The organism is Alteromonas sp. KUL49, from assembly GCF_006538345.1.
Lineage (GTDB): Bacteria > Pseudomonadota > Gammaproteobacteria > Enterobacterales > Alteromonadaceae > Alteromonas.
The window spans coordinates 205,961-221,766 of sequence record NZ_BJKL01000008.1 but is presented as its reverse complement, the minus strand read 5'-3'; the positions used below and the strand labels follow the sequence as shown (position 1 = coordinate 221,766).

Genomic DNA, 15,806 nt, shown 5'->3' with positions numbered 1-15,806 from the left:
TATCCCCTGTGTGCCTTGTAACCAGCCAGCGCATGTCTTCTGGTGTTTCGCCTGCGGGGTTTTGCATAGTGCGTATCAACAGACCGCCATCGTGATTGAAGGCAAACGAATGGTGACTAATATCAAAAAGCGTTTCAGGTAGTAGCTGATTGCTTTCTACCTTCCATTTAACATGATGAACCCTACGTCCTACCAATACACACTTACCAATAGACCAGGTTAAATCAGGCCAGCGCATAGATGCATGCGGTGGTGATTTAAATATTGATTCACAGAGTTCTTTGGCTTTCAGCGCACTATCTGAGTCGTCGCCAGCTTTAATCTCTGATTTAAGCCCTAACAGTCCAGAGCGAATACTGCGCACCTCGCCAATGACATGAGGGTCAGCCATAATTTCGTTATACACATCGTAATCAATACCGGCTTTACGCAATATTACGTCTGGGTCGGGTAGCTCGTTGAGTAAGTCGAGTAATTGATGATCCAGCAGGTTTTCAATAACGCTAGAATCTGTTAATGCGGCATGTTTATTGATGACTTTATCCGCCATAACCGAAACCTCCAAATTTTGTAGCTCCCCTTCGACCTGCTGAAGCGACTTTAGGAACACCGCCTGCACCGCTTGCTGCTAACATCCAAAGCATATGCAAGCAGTCGGGGCCGTCGTCATGGTCTGCTTCTGGCCAGTGACGTAACTGGTCGTAGAGTACGGTTTGAGAATGGTGCAAAAGGATTTCTGCATTTGATATGTAGGGCTCTAAGCTTTCAATGCGCAGGTCTTTATCGGTATTAGGTATTATTGCCCGTGTAGGAACCGGTATACGCCGTTCTTTGCCGCGCTCCATTAAGCGTGTGCGCATGAACTCTTGAAACTGTACTGCTTCTATTCCCCACACCAAACAGTTGTATTCACGCTGAAAATCGATAACGTTGTCTATGATGAGATTGGGCACGCGGCGTTTAATACTCGCTTCTACAACGTGTAGTTTGCCTTTCTGCCTGTCGTAGCCGCCGACCAAAATCGCACTCGGGTCACGCTTTCGATTCTTTTTGCCTAAAGAGGGATCGCATGCACCGTAGTACACCCAACGGCCTTCCATATGCACCCAAAACTTAATGCCAGTAAAAGTGGCCTCTTCTTCATTGGTGGGGTCGTTTTGGTATTCGCAATCAAATGAATGGTGATCCTCAGCACGCTCCTGCATCAAGAACAAAAGCGGACGTGTTTCAGGCCAACTCACAATGGAGCCTTTGTCCATTTTCTTCTTTCGTGAGTAATAAAATTCGTCTGCTACTTCTTCACCTTCATTACGGAATATTTCTTCCCATTCTTCCCATAAATCCATGTTGTCTGGCATACGAATAATTGACTTGAATTTTTTGTGTAGCCACGTCGGTAACTTAATAGTGCGAGCAAGAACAGAATCATAATGGAGAAGCGTTCCAATATAGAAAACTTTCATTGAGCCATCGGGTGGCCCCAACTTTAAAACTGCTTTTTTAAGCCATTTAAAAATCTTATCGCGCTGCTCTGGGCTTTTAACGTTTTCGTCGTTTTCTATATCATCAAGCTTTATGCGATCAGGTCTATGAGCACCGTGACGAATACCACGTACTTTTTGTCCAGCACCAAATGCTTGTACTTTTATAGCGTTGCGGGTAACGATTGTTCCTACTCGCCATATGGGGCCTCTACCAGCAATGTCAGGATAGTCTTGTATCAATCTGGGGTTTGAATCTAGCTCGGCTTGTATAGCTTCCAGCATTGGGGCAGCTTGAGACTCGAAAGCATCCATAATTATCACGGTAAAATGAGTTTTTCCTGTAATAATCTCCCAAATAGTATGAAGCTGAGTGGCGATAGTTGATTTTGCCTCTCCCCGTGGCGCAATGATTGCTTCTCTTACACGCTTCTTAGAAGCGGAAATTTCAGGTAGTCGACTATAGAGGTACTTATGCAATACCGACTCTGTTTTATCGATGTAATGCGGGAAATACGTCTTACAAAAGAAACGAAAACCATCAATAGGATCATGGGTTTTATCAATGCGTTCTTGCCTAGCCTTTTCGTCAGCAGAAAAGCCTTCAACCTCGTTTTCAATCTGAAGTCGAATCTCATCCCCTAGCTGGTTAAGTTCTTTTAAAAACTGATTAACACTGGTTTTAGCCATAGGTTTTCGTGACCTCACGGCCAAATGGCTCCAGTATTTCTAGGAAGGCTTGCGCGTGTTGAGGGTATTGCTCGCGAATAAAGGTGCTCAGTAGTTGCAAAAGCTCCAAAGCAAAACCGATGCGGTTGAAGTCATTGTTCGTCCCTAAGTGTTTAGATATCTTTGAGACTGAATCCGCCCATTTTGCCATCAGCTCAACCATCTGATTTGGGTCTAGATTTGTAGTATTTTCAATAGATTCAAAAATACGCTCGCTTTGAATATAGAAGCGTTGAATTACTTGGTTAATGAACTCTTTATTGCCACTATTTGTTAATAATAAAGCGGTACGTGCCGTATCCCAGTTATCGCCCTCGTCTAGCGCTCTCTTTTTCCAATTGCGTGCAGTGCCATAGCTCACCCCATGAAAAGCCGCTGCCGCTTTTAAATCAAGCTGCTCGTTGACGTAGCTGCTACGCACATCAAGTTGCTTTTGGGATGAATGCGCCATTTATGCACCAAGTCCTTTTTTAATCGCGTCGATACCCATTGCAAAAAAAGCGGATACGCTTGCTGCAATTCCGGCTGCACGTACCTCTTGCTTACGCAATCGAGTATCCATAGCGTCCATTTTGTTCCATTGAGTCGTGTTGTCTTCTTTCAAGCCATCTAGCTTGGCATTCATTTCACCGAGCTGGATAAACAGCTCTTTTTTGGTTTGATCATCCATCACTATGCCTTTTCTCGCTGGCGTCCATTGAGCCGCCGTAGTAAAAACCTGTTACTTCTTTTCTCTCGTCAAACAGCGACTTAATTGCCATACCAACAACATTACAAATGCTCGCCAACAAACCCGCATTGTCGCGAAAAAAGTGCAAGACCACGCAGTTGATAATCACCAGTGCAATAATGCAGGGCAGGTTAAATTTGAAGATGAACGATGCCAGTTTATCGGCTTGCTGAGGATGCACGCGGTAGGTTGCTCGAGCGTCTTTACGGTCTTGATAAGCCGCTAGCCGCAGTTCTTGCTCGTTGTTCATCAGCTGGATTTTGAGTTCACTAGCCAAACGTGCGTTTTCACCAATTTTTTCAAGGGCTTCATCCGGTGAAGTAACACCAGCAACTTGCTGGGCTATATCAATTACCCTAGTTGCGACCTTGCTAGACACTACACCGCCAACTTTGTCCTTCAGCCACTCGTCAACACCGGCTAGTTTTGCTAACGCCAGAGCAATGCTTACAGGTTCCATACGTTCTCCTTTGTAAGTTCAAAGTGAGGGAAATCACGGAACTTATGGTCAGACGTACGGCCATCGGAGTCCCAATCACCGCCCCAAATGACCTGGTGTGAAATTTTGCCTTGTACATAAAGCTGTTTAGCTACCAGAAGCACCATGCCAGCGAACATTGCGAATGCGTTCGCATCCTCCCAGTCGGTATTTTTCAGTTCGCTGAAGTACGGCCCCATGTCAATTGCTAGGCTAGGTAAACTGTTGTGTTTTGAGTTGGGCCATTCAAGCTCACTGGTGCCGTTGAAAAACGCTTGATTCTGCGCCAGCTCGCCTCTGTGGCCACAAAAAACGGAATAGTTAACCCAGTTACACAATGCTTCACAAATGACCTTCCAGTCGCTGTGACAGCTGCTTAAACGATGTGACGATGTTTTACCTAGCGGATGCATTGTTCCCCCTTAATCGCTCTCGAATTTCAGCGCATCTGGCGTTACCTAATTTGGCATTCAGTGCCGTGGTAATTTTTCTGGTTTCCGCGGGTAAAGGTTGGAACTTGTAGCTGTATGAGTTCTCACTACGGCGATTCTGTTTAGCGCGCTGTTTTGCTTTGAATTGTTCAACAATAATGGTGATATTTGAGCGTAAGAGATCTTGCAGATGGCTCGGGCATGAATTGAACAATTCAGTGCGACGAAATCTGTCTTTAGTGCGGACTATTCTTACCGCGAGGTCGATTAGCGCTGTAGGTCTCATAGCCCACAGCATGCAGCATTGTTATTAGGTGGATTACCCGAAGCTTTACTCGGGCGAATGTAGAGAAGGAATGCGGGTTATATGCTTAACTAAAATTCGAACAATTTCAACTGTTGAATTTCTAGGTGAGTGTTATCTGACATTTGATGGCCACGAATTATTTCTTGAATTTGGCCACGTGATAACGTGTATTTTGCTACGAGTTCGCGCATTGATAAACGGGTCGCATCGGCACGAATAGCATCGTTACGAACGCGTTTATCAACAAACGTTTTTAGGGGTAATTCAAATTCTTGATCTGGCCAAAGGTCTGCAAGGGCTTGGTGTACTGCAAGCCCAAGTTTTTTACTGGCAACATGTTTAGCTGTGGGGTTACGGCTAATATAAAAACTTTGACCACCAAATTGCTCCAGCAGTTTATATGCCGCAGCTGGGCCTACCGCGCGAGCAATGATTTTTCCTGAATTACTAAAGTGGTCAATAGAGAGAGTCATTTTATGCTTCCCGTTGAAATGTTCTCGCGCTCACACCATTTTTTGAGCACCTCAACTAAGTGTTGAAGTTGCCCCCTGGGAGCGCTGTAAAACGTTCGAGTTTCCACATACTTATTGCAAAAGGCTTCCATGGCTTTTTTGGTTGGCGTTTCTAAACAATTCTCCTCGCCCAATCGCATCCACAAAAACTGAATAGTTTTGATCAACCTCCCGTTTTTGGCGTTTGGCTTCCAGCCAAGGCGTTTGAATTCATCAAGCACTGCGTATATCTGGTTGCGACTAAGGTCAGTACTGCTGTGTTTACCGGTAACGCGCATCAACATGGCTTTGTAGTCCTCTTGGCTCATGTTTATAGCGGTTTGAGCGGCTTTGATTTGGCGGCGTAGTGGATCATGCATAGCCATTCACCCAAGCACCAAATAGTGATGAACTTCTGCTTCTAGTTCTTGTAAATGAACTCCAGATTCGTAGATTTTACTCAGTAGGTCATCAGCTTTATCTAAAGACTCCTCCAAGCCTTGTATTTGCTTTTTCAACAACTGGTTTTCATCAACTAGCTGATTCATTCGCTCGTTCATAAAGCCCCCTGTGCCTGGTATTTGATGGTGTGGTAAACGCCGCTGAAATCCTCAATATCTTTTGGCGAAAAACCTGCGTTAACCAAATGCCCTTCATTCAAGCTTTGGACTAGTTGAAACAGTAGCTTTGAACCGCGCAATGAAAGCTCAATGGTTCCAAACAGTTCGTCCATAGGAGTATCGCTGTCTTCGCTAGGCTGTTGTGCAATAGCGGAAGGCTTCACTTTGGCTACCTTTGGTGTAAGCGGTTCCCCTTTTTCTATTTGTGACTTTAGAAAGTTGTCGATGCGCGCAGACGTTGAAGAGTGCACTTCAAAGCCTTTGCTTTTTGCTAGGCTTATGCCTTTTTCAGAAATGGTGTAGTGTCCACAGCTTTTGTATAGCGCTAGCCCGTCTCGTTTTAGCGCTTTTAAAATGCTTTTAACGTCTGGGTCAGGCTTTTTTGTTTGCTTTACCACAGTGCCAGGTAGCATTTGTGTACTGGCTCCAGCCAATACTTTGAGTACTGAATCTTTAGTGGATGAATTTTGTGACATAGTAGCCTCTCTTTTTTGCTGTTTTTTACCGCCATAAATAAATTGATGTAATTCAGGAACTACCCGCAGATCTTCCTCGTCAATCAGTCTAATCACCTCATTAACGACTTCCTCAGAACATCCAGTGACTTCAACTAGCCGCTTCCTGTTGTTCGACCTTTTGTTTTGCAAAAAGTAGTTCAACGTCGGCTGAGTTATGTTGTGGCCTAGTACGTTTAACCCCATTTAGTCTTCTCCGCATCCAGCACCAACTTTATCGCCGGTTTGATTGGTGAATTTCGTCCAGTGTTTCCAGCCTTTTGGGCAATAAAAACCCCATTCTCGAACGCGTGGCCCTGTTACAAACAGCGTCCATACCGGCCCTTTCACAAGCTCTATTCGATGGGCGAACCGTGCACTGCGCAGCACTGGTATGAAGCGAGGCAACATATGTGAGCCATCCTGGGTGTGTTCTACTGCTTCGCCTTTAAGCAAGAATGAGCAGCTCCACCATGGGTGATCGTGTAGCGCTGTATCGATGTCGCTACCGGTAAACTTATGCAAGTAGATGTTGAACCACGGATTGCGTGGTATCACATACCAACGGCATAGGTAGTCATTGCCAATCACCAAATCAGGCTTGCGAAACAGGTTCATTTGACACCTCCTGCGCATTTAGTACTTGCTGCACTTGATCAACAGTTTCATTCACCATTACTTCTGAGCCGTCATCCATATGCAGCTCGGTACCTGTTCTACCGAGGCTTGAACATGGCTCAAAAAAGACGACTCTTGATAACACCACGCCAACGGCTTTTTTGTAGCTTGTCCCGAAGGCTGAAAATAAATGTGTTTTCACTTTTAACTCCTACAGCGCTTGGTTAAGTGCTGGTTGGGATGTGCCGTTAACACCAGGGTTTAGAACAACACCATCTGCCGCAATAGCGCCGCGTTCGTAGTCGGCATAGCGTTCTTTACCCGAGCGGTTTTGTTCAACACTCTTTGTTTCGGTGCTACCCAACGACTTGCTGATAAAGCTATGAACAAGTTGTTTCTGTGGTTCAGCTAAACTAAGTTCACTAACTTGCTTACTAACAGTGTTAATCCAACCAACACAGAAGGCATTGGCTCGGCTAGTTTTGGTCGAGCGCTTACAGTTATTGTTCAGCGTTTTGGTGAAATCAGCGCGAGCGCGCTTAAGTTGGCGATACAGAACATCAAAGCAATATGCAGCCAACTCATTGCTGGGCGAGATACCACAGAACCAAAATTGACTCTTTAAATTGAAGTTTTTATCGAGTGCGTAATTCACCACTGGCTCGACAGCAAATGCTCGTTTTATGAGGTTGGCAAGCATGGCCTCATAAAACTGAGGCTTACTGGCACCGAGCAATAAAGATTCACTTTTTTCAACTTCGCTTAACGCAATAGCTGTCTCGTCTATACCGTGTTGTTGCATAAGCTTTTGCGCACGACTCAATGCATTGGCAGCTTCATGAGGGTTCCCACTCTTTGCCATTGCTAGCAACTTTTTAATACGTATTAAAATTTTGTCTGACATATGAAGTCTCCAGAAGGGCGGAATACACCGCCCTTTGTCAGTGTTATTGGTTGCAGGCGTCTTTTAGTGCTTTACCTGCCTTGAAGGAAGGTTGAACACTAGCGGCAATTTCTAATGGTTCACCGGTTGCAGGATTGCGCCCTGTTCGAGCAGCGCGCTGTTTGGCTTCAAACTTACCGAAGCCGACTATTTCGACCTTGCCTCCATTGGCCAATTCAGAAGTGATCGTGCTGGTTATAGCGTCTAAGGCACGTGTAGCATCTGCTTTTGAAAGTTCTGCTGCGCCAGCAATTTGGTCGATTAATTGTGATTTATTCATTGTTGTTTCTCTTTTGTTGTGGGCTTTGGCCCGTTGGTACATGGCGCTGGTAAAAGCGCCAAAGGTGTCGCTGTTGCCGAAGGCGATTACTCGTCTTCTTCATTAGCGGATTTCTCTGAGCTTGGCTCTGCCATTGCTATACTGCTAAATTGCAGCGGCATGGCTGTCCAGCTGTCGTCTTTGGTGTTGCGAATGTAAAAGCGCACGTAGGCTTTTGATGAACTCACAAACAGTGCCTCTTGCAATGCTGTCTTGGCTTGTTTGTACAGTGGGTGATTTAGATTTTTGTTAAGTAGGTTAACCAGGCGACTGGTAACGTACTGGTCTTTGTTCAAGCGAAATGAAGAGTGAATAAACTCCTTAGCATCTTCACCGCTTTGTTTTTCCAACACTAGGGCATATTGCTCGAACAGTTGACGTGCCGCCTCAATAGAAGAATTGGCTTCTATCTTGTCGCTGATAGCACGTTCTACGCGGTAGTTGCCATCAACAGTGGTAAACGCCACATTGCCTTTGATTTTTTCAAAGCGTTTAATACCGTGCTCTCTAATACACCGTGAAATCGTTTCTTCTACCCAGTGCATAACTTTATATTTGAACTCAGCCAGCTCACGGTGTAAGCGCTGTGCTTCGGGCATCAAAGCTTTTACCAGTGCGTCTTCTTCACGTTCTAGCGCGGTTAGGTTATCTAGCTTTACCAAGTCGCCATTAGCGCGCATGGTGTAGCCTTCAGGTATTTGGATCTCGCTCATTTAGTTGTTCCTCTACGGGTTAGTTGGTAAAGCGAAAAAAGTGCTATTGCTTTTCTTAGTGTGTAAATGTGTTAAACCGAACTGTTCTTTCTTGATATTGCAGGCGGGTGTGCAACCCCCATGAATGACTTGGCCACTTTGGCCATCATTTCTCGGCTTATGCCTTGGTAATTTGGGTCTTTCTTACTGCTCTCATGAAGCATTAAAAGGTTCTTTAACAGACTTTTAACGAGCTTTCTGGCACTGCCTTTCACCAATTCACCGGCATACTTAACTACCTCGTCAAAGGTGTCGTACTTCGAAATCATGTCCTCGGATATGTAAGGCTTCATCAGGTTTTTAACGTCTTCAGGAGATATCCTGTTGATGATTTCCGGCCAAAACACAACACGGCTTTCAATCAAGTCGTAGCGGTTATCGCCCATCGCTACCATGTTGCGAAGGTTTGTGTTACCCGCCAAAATAACGCCGCAACCGGTGTCGTCAGAAATGGTGCGAAGTGGGTCGGGCGTGTCTACATGGCACTTGTCGGTTTCGTCTAAAATGATTAGGCGCTTGGAGTTTTTTAGCTTTTCGACAATGGCATCTACTTTGGCGCTTTTGCGGTACTGGCCACCAATGCGTATGTCGAGTGCTTTTACTAACTTGTCGATAACAGTAGTGCTGTTAGTTACCTCACTGCCGCGCATGTAAATCGTGCTAGGAACACGTCTTGTATATTCTTCGAGGCTTTCGGTTTTACCTACGCCTGGTGAACCCGCGATAATCGCAAAGCCGCCTTCCGCTCGTGCCATCTTGCAAGCGTAATTAACAATGTTCCACGTAGTGGTTTCTACAAATTCACCAGGTTGTCTTTGGGTTTCACTGTCTTCCATGATGGGAAGTATTTTGGCGATTAGGTCTTCTGGTTTACCGTTGTGTTTACCGGTAAGTAGCGTTGAAATATACGCGTCACTCACGCCGCAGCAACGTGATAGCCAGCGGTTTGAACGTTGAAGGCTCTCGTTCATCCATTTGATGATGCTTGTAACATCAGCGATATCTTTCTCGCTGTAATTACTGTTGAAAGACGCAGGTATTTCTATTTTTTTAGCGGCCATGGGTTTCTCCGTATAGGTCTAAAGGTTCAAAATCGTCGGTTGGCTGTTCAACAGGCGCAGCGCTTTTCAGCAGGCTTTCCATCGCACTGTCTAAATTAAATTCGTCGTTTATGGGTTGTTGGTCTTCAACTAGCTCTTGAATGCTTTGTTCAAGTGAGTCGAGTTGGTCGGCTTGCTCAACATGCAAAGGCGTGTGCTCGCCAGCTTGCGCGCGCTTTTCTTCCATTTTGTTGTGAAAGCGCTTTTCTTGAGCAAGTAGACGCTTGCGTTCTGCGTCTTTAATGCGAGACACATTGATGTAGTCTTTCTTCGATTTCAGCTGCGCCGTAGTTAACCAGCGACCATCTAAATCAAACAGTCGTATCGTTGAATCGTCGTGTAAGTCGTACTCTGCGATCAGTTCTTTGCCTTCAAGCTGGTAGATGTAATCGCATGTGTATTTGCGCTTGTGCAATGTGACTAACGAGCGACTGACTTTTACTTTTTCACGCGGTTTTACCAGTAAGTTGTGATCAACTACTGGAGTACGTTCTAGCTCTGCCCATAGTAGCGCTGGCGTAGTGTTGGGAAATTCGGGGTGTGGTCTGTTGTGGTAGCGTTCTAGCCATTCGGTAAACGCTTCTACCCATTCCTCAACGGTAGGAATATGTATTTTACCTGCTGCCTCTGCTTTCTGCGCTTTGTCTGCACTGGAGAAAACTCGGGATGCATCTGGACTCATGTCATAGCCGCAGTACGTATCAAAGTCTTTGCCAAAGTCGTCTTCCATTGTTCTAAAGAAACGCTCGACATTTTTGGCTTTTGCATTACCTGGTAACGCAAAGATGGGCTCTATTCCAAACGAGGCGTAAAAGCCCGTTGTTTCGGCATTCATTATTTTTGATTTAAAACCGGAGCCGTTATCAACATGTACCAGTGCTGGCACATGATTGTGTGTCCCCATACCATGACTTAATGCCGCCATGGTGCTTACGCTGCTCTCAGCTACACTTAGGTACCAGCCTGGAATAAATCGGCTTCGAACATCCATGAACACGGTAAGCTCTGGTCGCCAAATTTTGCCGGTGCGAGGGTGTTTAATGTATTGGTCGACGGTGTGGCCATCGCCCTGAAACAAAACACCTACGGGTAAATTTTCGGTAGTGCGTGATACATGCTCACGCAGTGCATCATTGTATTGTTTGCGCCCCATACGCCAGGGGGACTTACTTTGCAAATCTGCTGGCAGAGTATTGAAAAAGTAACGAACGTTGTGGTCTTGTGCGTTTCTAAAGCCATACATTTCACGCAAGTCACGCGCAACTTTGCTTATGCTTGGTTTTTGCGGTCTGTGGTACAGCTCTAGTACGCGTACCTCCCAGCCGTATTGTGTGCGGTTGGTGCCAGAATACTTAGGAAGTAATCCACTTTTACCGCTTTCTTCAAACGCCTTTACCCATAGCCGAATACTGCCTGCTTTTGGGTTATTCAACGTATTGTAAGCCGCCGTTAATCCGTCTGAGGCAGCACCGCTTTCACAAAGCTGTAAAACCTCTTTAATGGCATTTTGCATGTTTAAATGCGCTTGTTTTACACGCACGTGCTCTACAATCAGTAAGCGATAATTTGCAGTAGCTTTGGCTTTACCGGTAGCTTGCTCCCATGGGTCTTGGGTAATTAGCCCTTCGGAAACCAGCTGGTTATATTGGTACACAGCAGGGTGCATTACTTGCGCCCCTTGCGCTGTTTTTTCGCGCCTTGATGAAACGACACAATTGCTTGTCTACGCTGCTCGGCTTCCAGCCACTCGTTCTCGCCATAGCTGGGTAGTGGAGCGTCTTCGTGTATCACGGCTTCGCCAAAGTGATCTTTTAAACGGTTAAGCGCGGTAGATAGCTGCATCATTGGCGCAGTCACCCAGTGATAAATAGCGGCGGCAGCCATTTCTGCTTGTTCTTGGTCAAGCCCAGGCACAATCACTCGCTCTACCAAATTAACAACCTGCAAACTGTACTCGTGCAACTGTTGGCTAACTTGAGGAGCTTCTTGCTTAATGTGGGCAACCAGTGGCGGTAAACCAAACAGCGCCTCGGGAGCCTTTTTCAACTTCTCGTGGCCAAGTTCATTAATGGCCTCGGCTAACTGGTTATTTAGCTCTGTAGTGGTTTTCTTCAAGTTTGCGTTTTCTGCTTCAAGCTTATGCTGTTGGTCGAAATCAAAGTTGATTTGTTTAACGGTGGCTTTGAGTGCGCGCACCGGTAACTTGCTCAGTTCTTCAAGCTCTTTAGGCTGAATATTCTGAATTTTTTCTTCAGGAAGACGCGTTAGCTCGTTTAACTGACTGAAATTAAACGATTCCAGATTGATAGTTTGTTCACTTTCTAATTCGGCAGACGTCTGCCGATTTGACTTTCCATCTTTTAAAAACGCAGACGTCTGCGTTTTTAGCGCTGGGCAATTTAGTACCAGCTCTGCAACTGCGATTTTGTTTTGCGCATTTCGAAGAGCAAGACCTCTTTGCTTCAATTCTTTTTCAAACTCACCATGTGGCAGTTGTGCTTTTAGCGCTTTATACGCTAACCCTGCTTTAATCTGATACAAACACGCATACGCTTCGCTGTTTTCAACTAGGCTCCACAGCTCATTAGCGTCAGAAGGCAGTGTTAAATCTTCCTCGCCAATGCGCGCAACAAGCTGACTTACAATGGCATTAGGTTGAGTGGTTAGTGCTTTTTTACTCATTCACTTAACCTCTACCTTTAAGCATTTGGCTAATAGCGTTATCAAGCTGCTTACTTTCTTGGTAATACTTTTTCGCTTGAATGTCGGCTTGCGCTTTTTGACGCAGTATTTCTGAAGCCACGCCAGCGGTTTTGAAGCCGATAGGTTTGAGCAACGTTTCTAACGGTTCTACCGTTTGCAGCGCCCAGCAAATGGCTGGCATTACCCAAGCTGGTACCGTGTTCTCTTGGCTAGGTGATAACCACTTATTGAGTTGGTTTTTTGTCACCGCTTTGTCAGTGTCGCGAAGGCACAGGTTAATGCGGTCTAGAAAGCGTTCACGACCCAATCCTGTTCGACGTTCCCAGTACTTAATGGATGCAATAACTTCTACCTCTACGTCCAGAATGGGGGCGTTGTCGCTGTTCAATAAACCAAGGTCTAATTGTTCGAATAAGTCGTTCTGAGACATGGGGTTCCCCTTACTAGTAATTATTTGTTGTTGTTTTACCAGTGACGCAGGTCTCGCATTTTCCTACGCTAGAAACACGTTTCATCAATCGAGAGCGTCGAAATGACTGCTGAAAATATTCAACAAATCCAACACGCACAAAGTGATAAAAAGCGTGAATTAATGGCGTTGCTGTTGCCACACGATGTGGAGCAGTTGCATGGCTTGTGGCTAACCTTTGGTGCGAGGGCAATGCTTCGGGTGTTGCCACCAATGTCTTCAGTACTGTGGTTGTTACAGGCGGGTAATGACCATTACACAAAGCTAGATGCAATGCCCAATCGTGCTCATTTAGTGTTTCTGGCGCTGCTACGCGTTGAAGTTCAATCAATATGTCTGAAGGCACTGCCAATATCTGGCGGCGTTCGAAATATAGAACACCTGGTCGCCCAACTGCTCTGCGACCTAAGTCGCCATCAATTGGCCAAGCGAGAGTTATGAGAGTCTGTTTCATTGGTAAAACCCTCACGCACTTAGCTGCTTTTGAAGCTCGATTTTTTTTTGCTCGCGAGTTGCTGCTCTGCAAGGTGTGTGGTAGCTGGGGACGTCGGGGAAAACTTCACTTACGTCTTTACCAATAGCTTTAGATATAGATTCTGCTGTTGGTTTAGCAACCAGTTTTCTGTTGATAACTGCGCCAACGGCTACGGGCGTTTTGTTGAGAACTTCGGCAAGTAAGGCAATTGAATAGCCTCTTTGGTTAAGTTCGGCTTTGATTTCAGTGGGTGTCATAGTAAATTTACCTTTGTGTTTCATCTTTTTGTTTCGTCTTGGTCGGTGAGCAAAAAGACTTAGGAGTGAGTCATATGTTTAGGTTAGTGCTCATATTTGATGCTGTCAATATGTTTTGGGCTAAATAATGAGTAATTTTTTGCAGAAAGAGCGGAAAAGGTTGGGGCTAAGCGCTGCTCATGTGCAGGCGAGTATCGATGTCAGTAGGGCAACCTATACTCGCTGGGAGGGCGGTTCTCCTATTCCTTCAGACAAATTAAGCCTGTTGGCGGAGCTAGATTTCGATATTCAGTACGTAGTTACTGGTAAGCGGTCATATAACTTAGATCGTATTGTTGAATTAATACTTAAAGTTGAAGAGTCAAATACTGTTTTGGCTGCTAAACAAAAAGCTCAATTAATCAAAATGCTAATTAAAAAAGATTGTGACGATGTAGAGGGTGCACTTTTTACGGATGAACATCTGAAAGATGTGATTGAAATCATAGCATCTGCTGGTATTTAGGCGCTGCTCCTAATAGGAGCAGCAAATAGAATTCAACGTATTGCTGAAACGGTCTCTTGAACCATTTCTTCAACCGTTTTCCCCAAGTCGGCAAGCTCTTCGCAACTTCGCAATACTAGTGTCAAGTCTTGCTTATCTTGATCGGTAAGAACTATCTCTTTATCGTGAGGAGTGTTGAAAAGCATATTTTCCAAAATATTCCTAGCTAGGTTGGCTTTTACAATGATTTGCTTAGATAACATATATATTCCTTCATACTTTAGTCTAAAGAGTCGTTATCGTAGTGCCGCAGTTAATCAATGTCTGTATCTTCAAATTTACATTTTGCATTTTTTTATAATTCTTTTGCATTAAGAAGAATTGAAAACAAAAAAGCTGGCATAAGCCAGCTTTTGTTTTATATGTATTAAAGTGTGTGTTAACTAAGCTGCTCGACTTAAGGTGCTGTCGTCACTTTGTAAGGTGATTATCCAAGGAAGCACAATCGGCCTTGAGGTATTAGTTGTTGGTGGTTTCTTCGGTGGCGTCTTTGTTCCATTGGTTGCCAGTAGTATTTTAAATGAGTTGGGTAGTAGTGACTTGCTGGAGGTAGTGCTCTTTGATTTGTCTTTGGGATCTGTTTTTGTACCGTTAGTTGCGAGTTCAATGGCTTGCTCTACTTCAACGGCCTCAATAACTTCAGTGGTGAGTACTTCTTCGTTGGAAGCAAATGTTAGCGTGGAAAACGCACTCACACATAACATACATACAGCTAAAAATACCTTTTTCATTTTTACTTTCTCCGTAGTTAATTAAGTTGGATGAAACATCCAATTTAATTATCGACGGAGTAGACAAAAGTATAAGGGGGAAGCTTTATGCTTGAAGTATTCTTCTTGCTTTGTCGTTGATGCAGTCGCTAATAACATACCACAAGACAACCAACGCATATGCATGCATCACATACTCATAAATAGAATATACGAGTAGCGGCTGAAGCGGTGTTAAATGGCGTATCAGGTATTCGAGGATCATAGCGCACTGTAATAGCGCAACGTGGCCGTGAAGCTTAACCAGATGGTTATCAAGCAGAGTTACCTTGGCACGACGTTTTAGCTTTAGCGTTGTGAAATGGGCGCGATAGAATAGTAAGAACCGGCACAGCATGTAGATTGCTGCTTTATAGAAGTAAAAGAAAACGTTTGGTGCGTTGTAACTGGTGACGGCCCAATATACTTCAGCGCATGAAGTTGCCACAAAGAACGCAACTACAATGCGCTGTACGATGTCTCCAGATAAGTAATACAGCACGTAAGCTGTTATGCCATAAGCAATTAGCTTATAAGCAAGATTGTTTTGCATCAGTGTGAAAAAGCTATCTATGGCGAACTGAGTGAACAGAAGTATTATGCAAACACCAGTAATATTGATGTTTCTAAAGCAGATGATGGTTAACGTAACAAGGGTAGCAATTTGAACGAGAGAGAAAAAAACAGGCTTGTCGTAGCTTAATATTCCTAGCGCAGCACAAAATGAAAATGCGCTTATTTTAAGTAATCTAGGAAGGTAAGCTTTAACAATCATAAGTGAAGTATTCGTTTTAAGTATTGTTTAAACGAACGCTTACGCTCTTCACCTACGCGGTCTAGACATAGCGCTTGCCACTCAGTGATCGTTTTCCAGCTGAGTGCTTTCATTGTGGAAGGGTTATTTTTTTCTATTTTCACAATCGTGATACGGCTTAGCCCGAGTAATTCAGCCATTTCTTCCTGAGTAAGTTTCGCATCCGTTCGAAGCTTTTTAAGCTCGCTACCGTCGAATTCAAGTCCTAACTTTGCCATTACTGCATCAATCCTTTTGTTCGCATCTAGCGAGTGCAGATAACTACGCTTTTCTCTCACTAAACCGCTTAATTACTAAACCAC

Annotated in this window: 26 protein-coding genes and 1 pseudogene; 2 read left to right on the top strand and 25 right to left on the bottom strand. The window is 44.6% G+C overall.

All coding sequences use genetic code 11. From position 1 onward, the window contains the following. From EYS00_RS15285 to EYS00_RS15195, 20 genes and pseudogenes are all read right to left on the bottom strand, one after another. Positions 1-550 (bottom strand): annotated as a pseudogene (locus tag EYS00_RS15285) (hypothetical protein); the annotation flags it as partial. Then, entirely contained in the window at positions 540-2,171 is a 1,632-nt protein-coding gene (terL, locus tag EYS00_RS15280) for a phage terminase large subunit (protein ID WP_130638147.1), read from the bottom strand. The pseudogene EYS00_RS15285 and the gene terL, both read right to left, overlap by 11 nt. Beyond that, positions 2,164-2,661: a DUF1804 family protein gene (locus EYS00_RS15275; protein WP_130638145.1), complete on the bottom strand. Its 498-nt coding sequence runs from the start codon at positions 2,659-2,661 to the stop codon at positions 2,164-2,166. Before EYS00_RS15275 ends, terL begins: the two co-directional genes overlap by 8 nt. Further along, complete coding sequence (locus EYS00_RS15270; protein ID WP_130638143.1) at positions 2,662-2,880, bottom strand: hypothetical protein; 219 nt, start codon at positions 2,878-2,880, stop codon at positions 2,662-2,664. Beyond that, the gene (locus EYS00_RS15265; protein WP_130638141.1) at positions 2,873-3,400 is read right to left on the bottom strand and encodes a hypothetical protein; all 528 of its coding nucleotides are present in this window, start codon (positions 3,398-3,400) and stop codon (positions 2,873-2,875) included. The genes EYS00_RS15270 and EYS00_RS15265 overlap by 8 nt, the downstream gene beginning before the upstream one ends. Continuing rightward, complete coding sequence (locus tag EYS00_RS15260) at positions 3,388-3,831, bottom strand: M15 family peptidase (RefSeq protein ID WP_130638139.1); 444 nt, start codon at positions 3,829-3,831, stop codon at positions 3,388-3,390. Before EYS00_RS15260 ends, EYS00_RS15265 begins: the two co-directional genes overlap by 13 nt. Further along, entirely contained in the window at positions 3,815-4,135 is a 321-nt protein-coding gene (locus EYS00_RS15255; protein ID WP_130638137.1) for a hypothetical protein, read from the bottom strand. The genes EYS00_RS15260 and EYS00_RS15255 overlap by 17 nt, the downstream gene beginning before the upstream one ends. Positions 4,136-4,224: 89 nt before the next feature. After that, on the bottom strand, positions 4,225-4,629 hold the full coding sequence (locus EYS00_RS15250) for a Mor transcription activator family protein (protein WP_130638135.1): 405 nt from the start codon (positions 4,627-4,629) through the stop codon (positions 4,225-4,227). Next, entirely contained in the window at positions 4,626-5,027 is a 402-nt protein-coding gene (locus EYS00_RS15245; protein WP_165399400.1) for a regulatory protein GemA, read from the bottom strand. The genes EYS00_RS15250 and EYS00_RS15245 overlap by 4 nt, the downstream gene beginning before the upstream one ends. Positions 5,028-5,033: 6 nt before the next feature. Then, the gene (locus EYS00_RS20580; protein ID WP_165399399.1) at positions 5,034-5,207 is read right to left on the bottom strand and encodes a hypothetical protein; all 174 of its coding nucleotides are present in this window, start codon (positions 5,205-5,207) and stop codon (positions 5,034-5,036) included. After that, complete coding sequence (locus tag EYS00_RS15240) at positions 5,204-5,968, bottom strand: hypothetical protein (protein WP_130638131.1); 765 nt, start codon at positions 5,966-5,968, stop codon at positions 5,204-5,206. Before EYS00_RS15240 ends, EYS00_RS20580 begins: the two co-directional genes overlap by 4 nt. Then, on the bottom strand, positions 5,969-6,379 hold the full coding sequence (locus EYS00_RS15235) for a hypothetical protein (protein WP_207301715.1): 411 nt from the start codon (positions 6,377-6,379) through the stop codon (positions 5,969-5,971). After that, a complete protein-coding gene (locus tag EYS00_RS15230) occupies positions 6,357-6,581 on the bottom strand; it encodes a hypothetical protein (RefSeq protein ID WP_130638127.1) in 225 nt (74 codons plus the stop codon). The genes EYS00_RS15235 and EYS00_RS15230 overlap by 23 nt, the downstream gene beginning before the upstream one ends. Positions 6,582-6,590: 9 nt before the next feature. After that, a complete protein-coding gene (locus EYS00_RS15225) occupies positions 6,591-7,283 on the bottom strand; it encodes a DUF2786 domain-containing protein (RefSeq protein ID WP_130638125.1) in 693 nt (230 codons plus the stop codon). 43 nt (positions 7,284-7,326) lie between these two features. Further along, positions 7,327-7,644 carry an HU family DNA-binding protein gene (locus EYS00_RS15220; protein WP_165399398.1) on the bottom strand — a complete coding sequence of 106 codons (318 nt, stop codon included), beginning with the start codon at positions 7,642-7,644 and terminating at the stop codon, positions 7,327-7,329. Between the two features lie 44 nt (positions 7,645-7,688). Next, the gene (locus EYS00_RS15215; protein WP_130638121.1) at positions 7,689-8,354 is read right to left on the bottom strand and encodes a DUF3164 family protein; all 666 of its coding nucleotides are present in this window, start codon (positions 8,352-8,354) and stop codon (positions 7,689-7,691) included. Positions 8,355-8,425: 71 nt separating this feature from the next. Beyond that, a complete protein-coding gene (locus tag EYS00_RS15210) occupies positions 8,426-9,454 on the bottom strand; it encodes an AAA family ATPase (protein WP_130638119.1) in 1,029 nt (342 codons plus the stop codon). Continuing rightward, positions 9,444-11,159 (bottom strand): Mu transposase C-terminal domain-containing protein, encoded by a 1,716-nt coding sequence (locus EYS00_RS15205; protein ID WP_130638117.1) that lies wholly within the window; start codon positions 11,157-11,159, stop codon positions 9,444-9,446. Before EYS00_RS15205 ends, EYS00_RS15210 begins: the two co-directional genes overlap by 11 nt. After that, positions 11,159-12,175 carry a hypothetical protein gene (locus EYS00_RS15200; RefSeq protein WP_130638115.1) on the bottom strand — a complete coding sequence of 339 codons (1,017 nt, stop codon included), beginning with the start codon at positions 12,173-12,175 and terminating at the stop codon, positions 11,159-11,161. The genes EYS00_RS15205 and EYS00_RS15200 overlap by 1 nt, the downstream gene beginning before the upstream one ends. Positions 12,176-12,179: 4 nt before the next feature. Beyond that, positions 12,180-12,626 (bottom strand): hypothetical protein, encoded by a 447-nt coding sequence (locus tag EYS00_RS15195; protein ID WP_130638113.1) that lies wholly within the window; start codon positions 12,624-12,626, stop codon positions 12,180-12,182. A gap of 102 nt (positions 12,627-12,728) precedes the next feature. Between EYS00_RS15195 and EYS00_RS15190 the strand changes: the two genes are divergently transcribed. Then, a complete protein-coding gene (locus EYS00_RS15190; protein WP_130638111.1) occupies positions 12,729-13,106 on the top strand; it encodes a hypothetical protein in 378 nt (125 codons plus the stop codon). 24 nt (positions 13,107-13,130) lie between these two features. On the opposite strand, the gene EYS00_RS15185 is transcribed toward EYS00_RS15190, so the two are convergent. Next, positions 13,131-13,397, bottom strand: a complete 267-nt coding sequence (locus tag EYS00_RS15185; RefSeq protein WP_165399397.1) for a helix-turn-helix domain-containing protein — start codon at positions 13,395-13,397, stop codon at positions 13,131-13,133. A 127-nt stretch (positions 13,398-13,524) separates the two neighbouring features. Between EYS00_RS15185 and EYS00_RS15180 the strand changes: the two genes are divergently transcribed. Next, complete coding sequence (locus EYS00_RS15180) at positions 13,525-13,902, top strand: helix-turn-helix domain-containing protein (RefSeq protein ID WP_130638107.1); 378 nt, start codon at positions 13,525-13,527, stop codon at positions 13,900-13,902. A 32-nt stretch (positions 13,903-13,934) separates the two neighbouring features. Here the strand turns inward: EYS00_RS15180 and EYS00_RS15175 are convergent, their stop codons facing one another. From EYS00_RS15175 to EYS00_RS15160, 4 genes are all read right to left on the bottom strand, one after another. Continuing rightward, positions 13,935-14,144 carry a hypothetical protein gene (locus tag EYS00_RS15175; RefSeq protein ID WP_130638105.1) on the bottom strand — a complete coding sequence of 70 codons (210 nt, stop codon included), beginning with the start codon at positions 14,142-14,144 and terminating at the stop codon, positions 13,935-13,937. A gap of 180 nt (positions 14,145-14,324) precedes the next feature. Further along, entirely contained in the window at positions 14,325-14,672 is a 348-nt protein-coding gene (locus EYS00_RS15170) for a hypothetical protein (protein WP_130638103.1), read from the bottom strand. Positions 14,673-14,757: 85 nt separating this feature from the next. After that, a complete protein-coding gene (locus tag EYS00_RS15165; RefSeq protein WP_130638101.1) occupies positions 14,758-15,465 on the bottom strand; it encodes a hypothetical protein in 708 nt (235 codons plus the stop codon). Continuing rightward, entirely contained in the window at positions 15,462-15,722 is a 261-nt protein-coding gene (locus EYS00_RS15160; RefSeq protein ID WP_130638099.1) for a helix-turn-helix domain-containing protein, read from the bottom strand. Before EYS00_RS15160 ends, EYS00_RS15165 begins: the two co-directional genes overlap by 4 nt. Positions 15,723-15,806 lie beyond the last annotated feature (84 nt).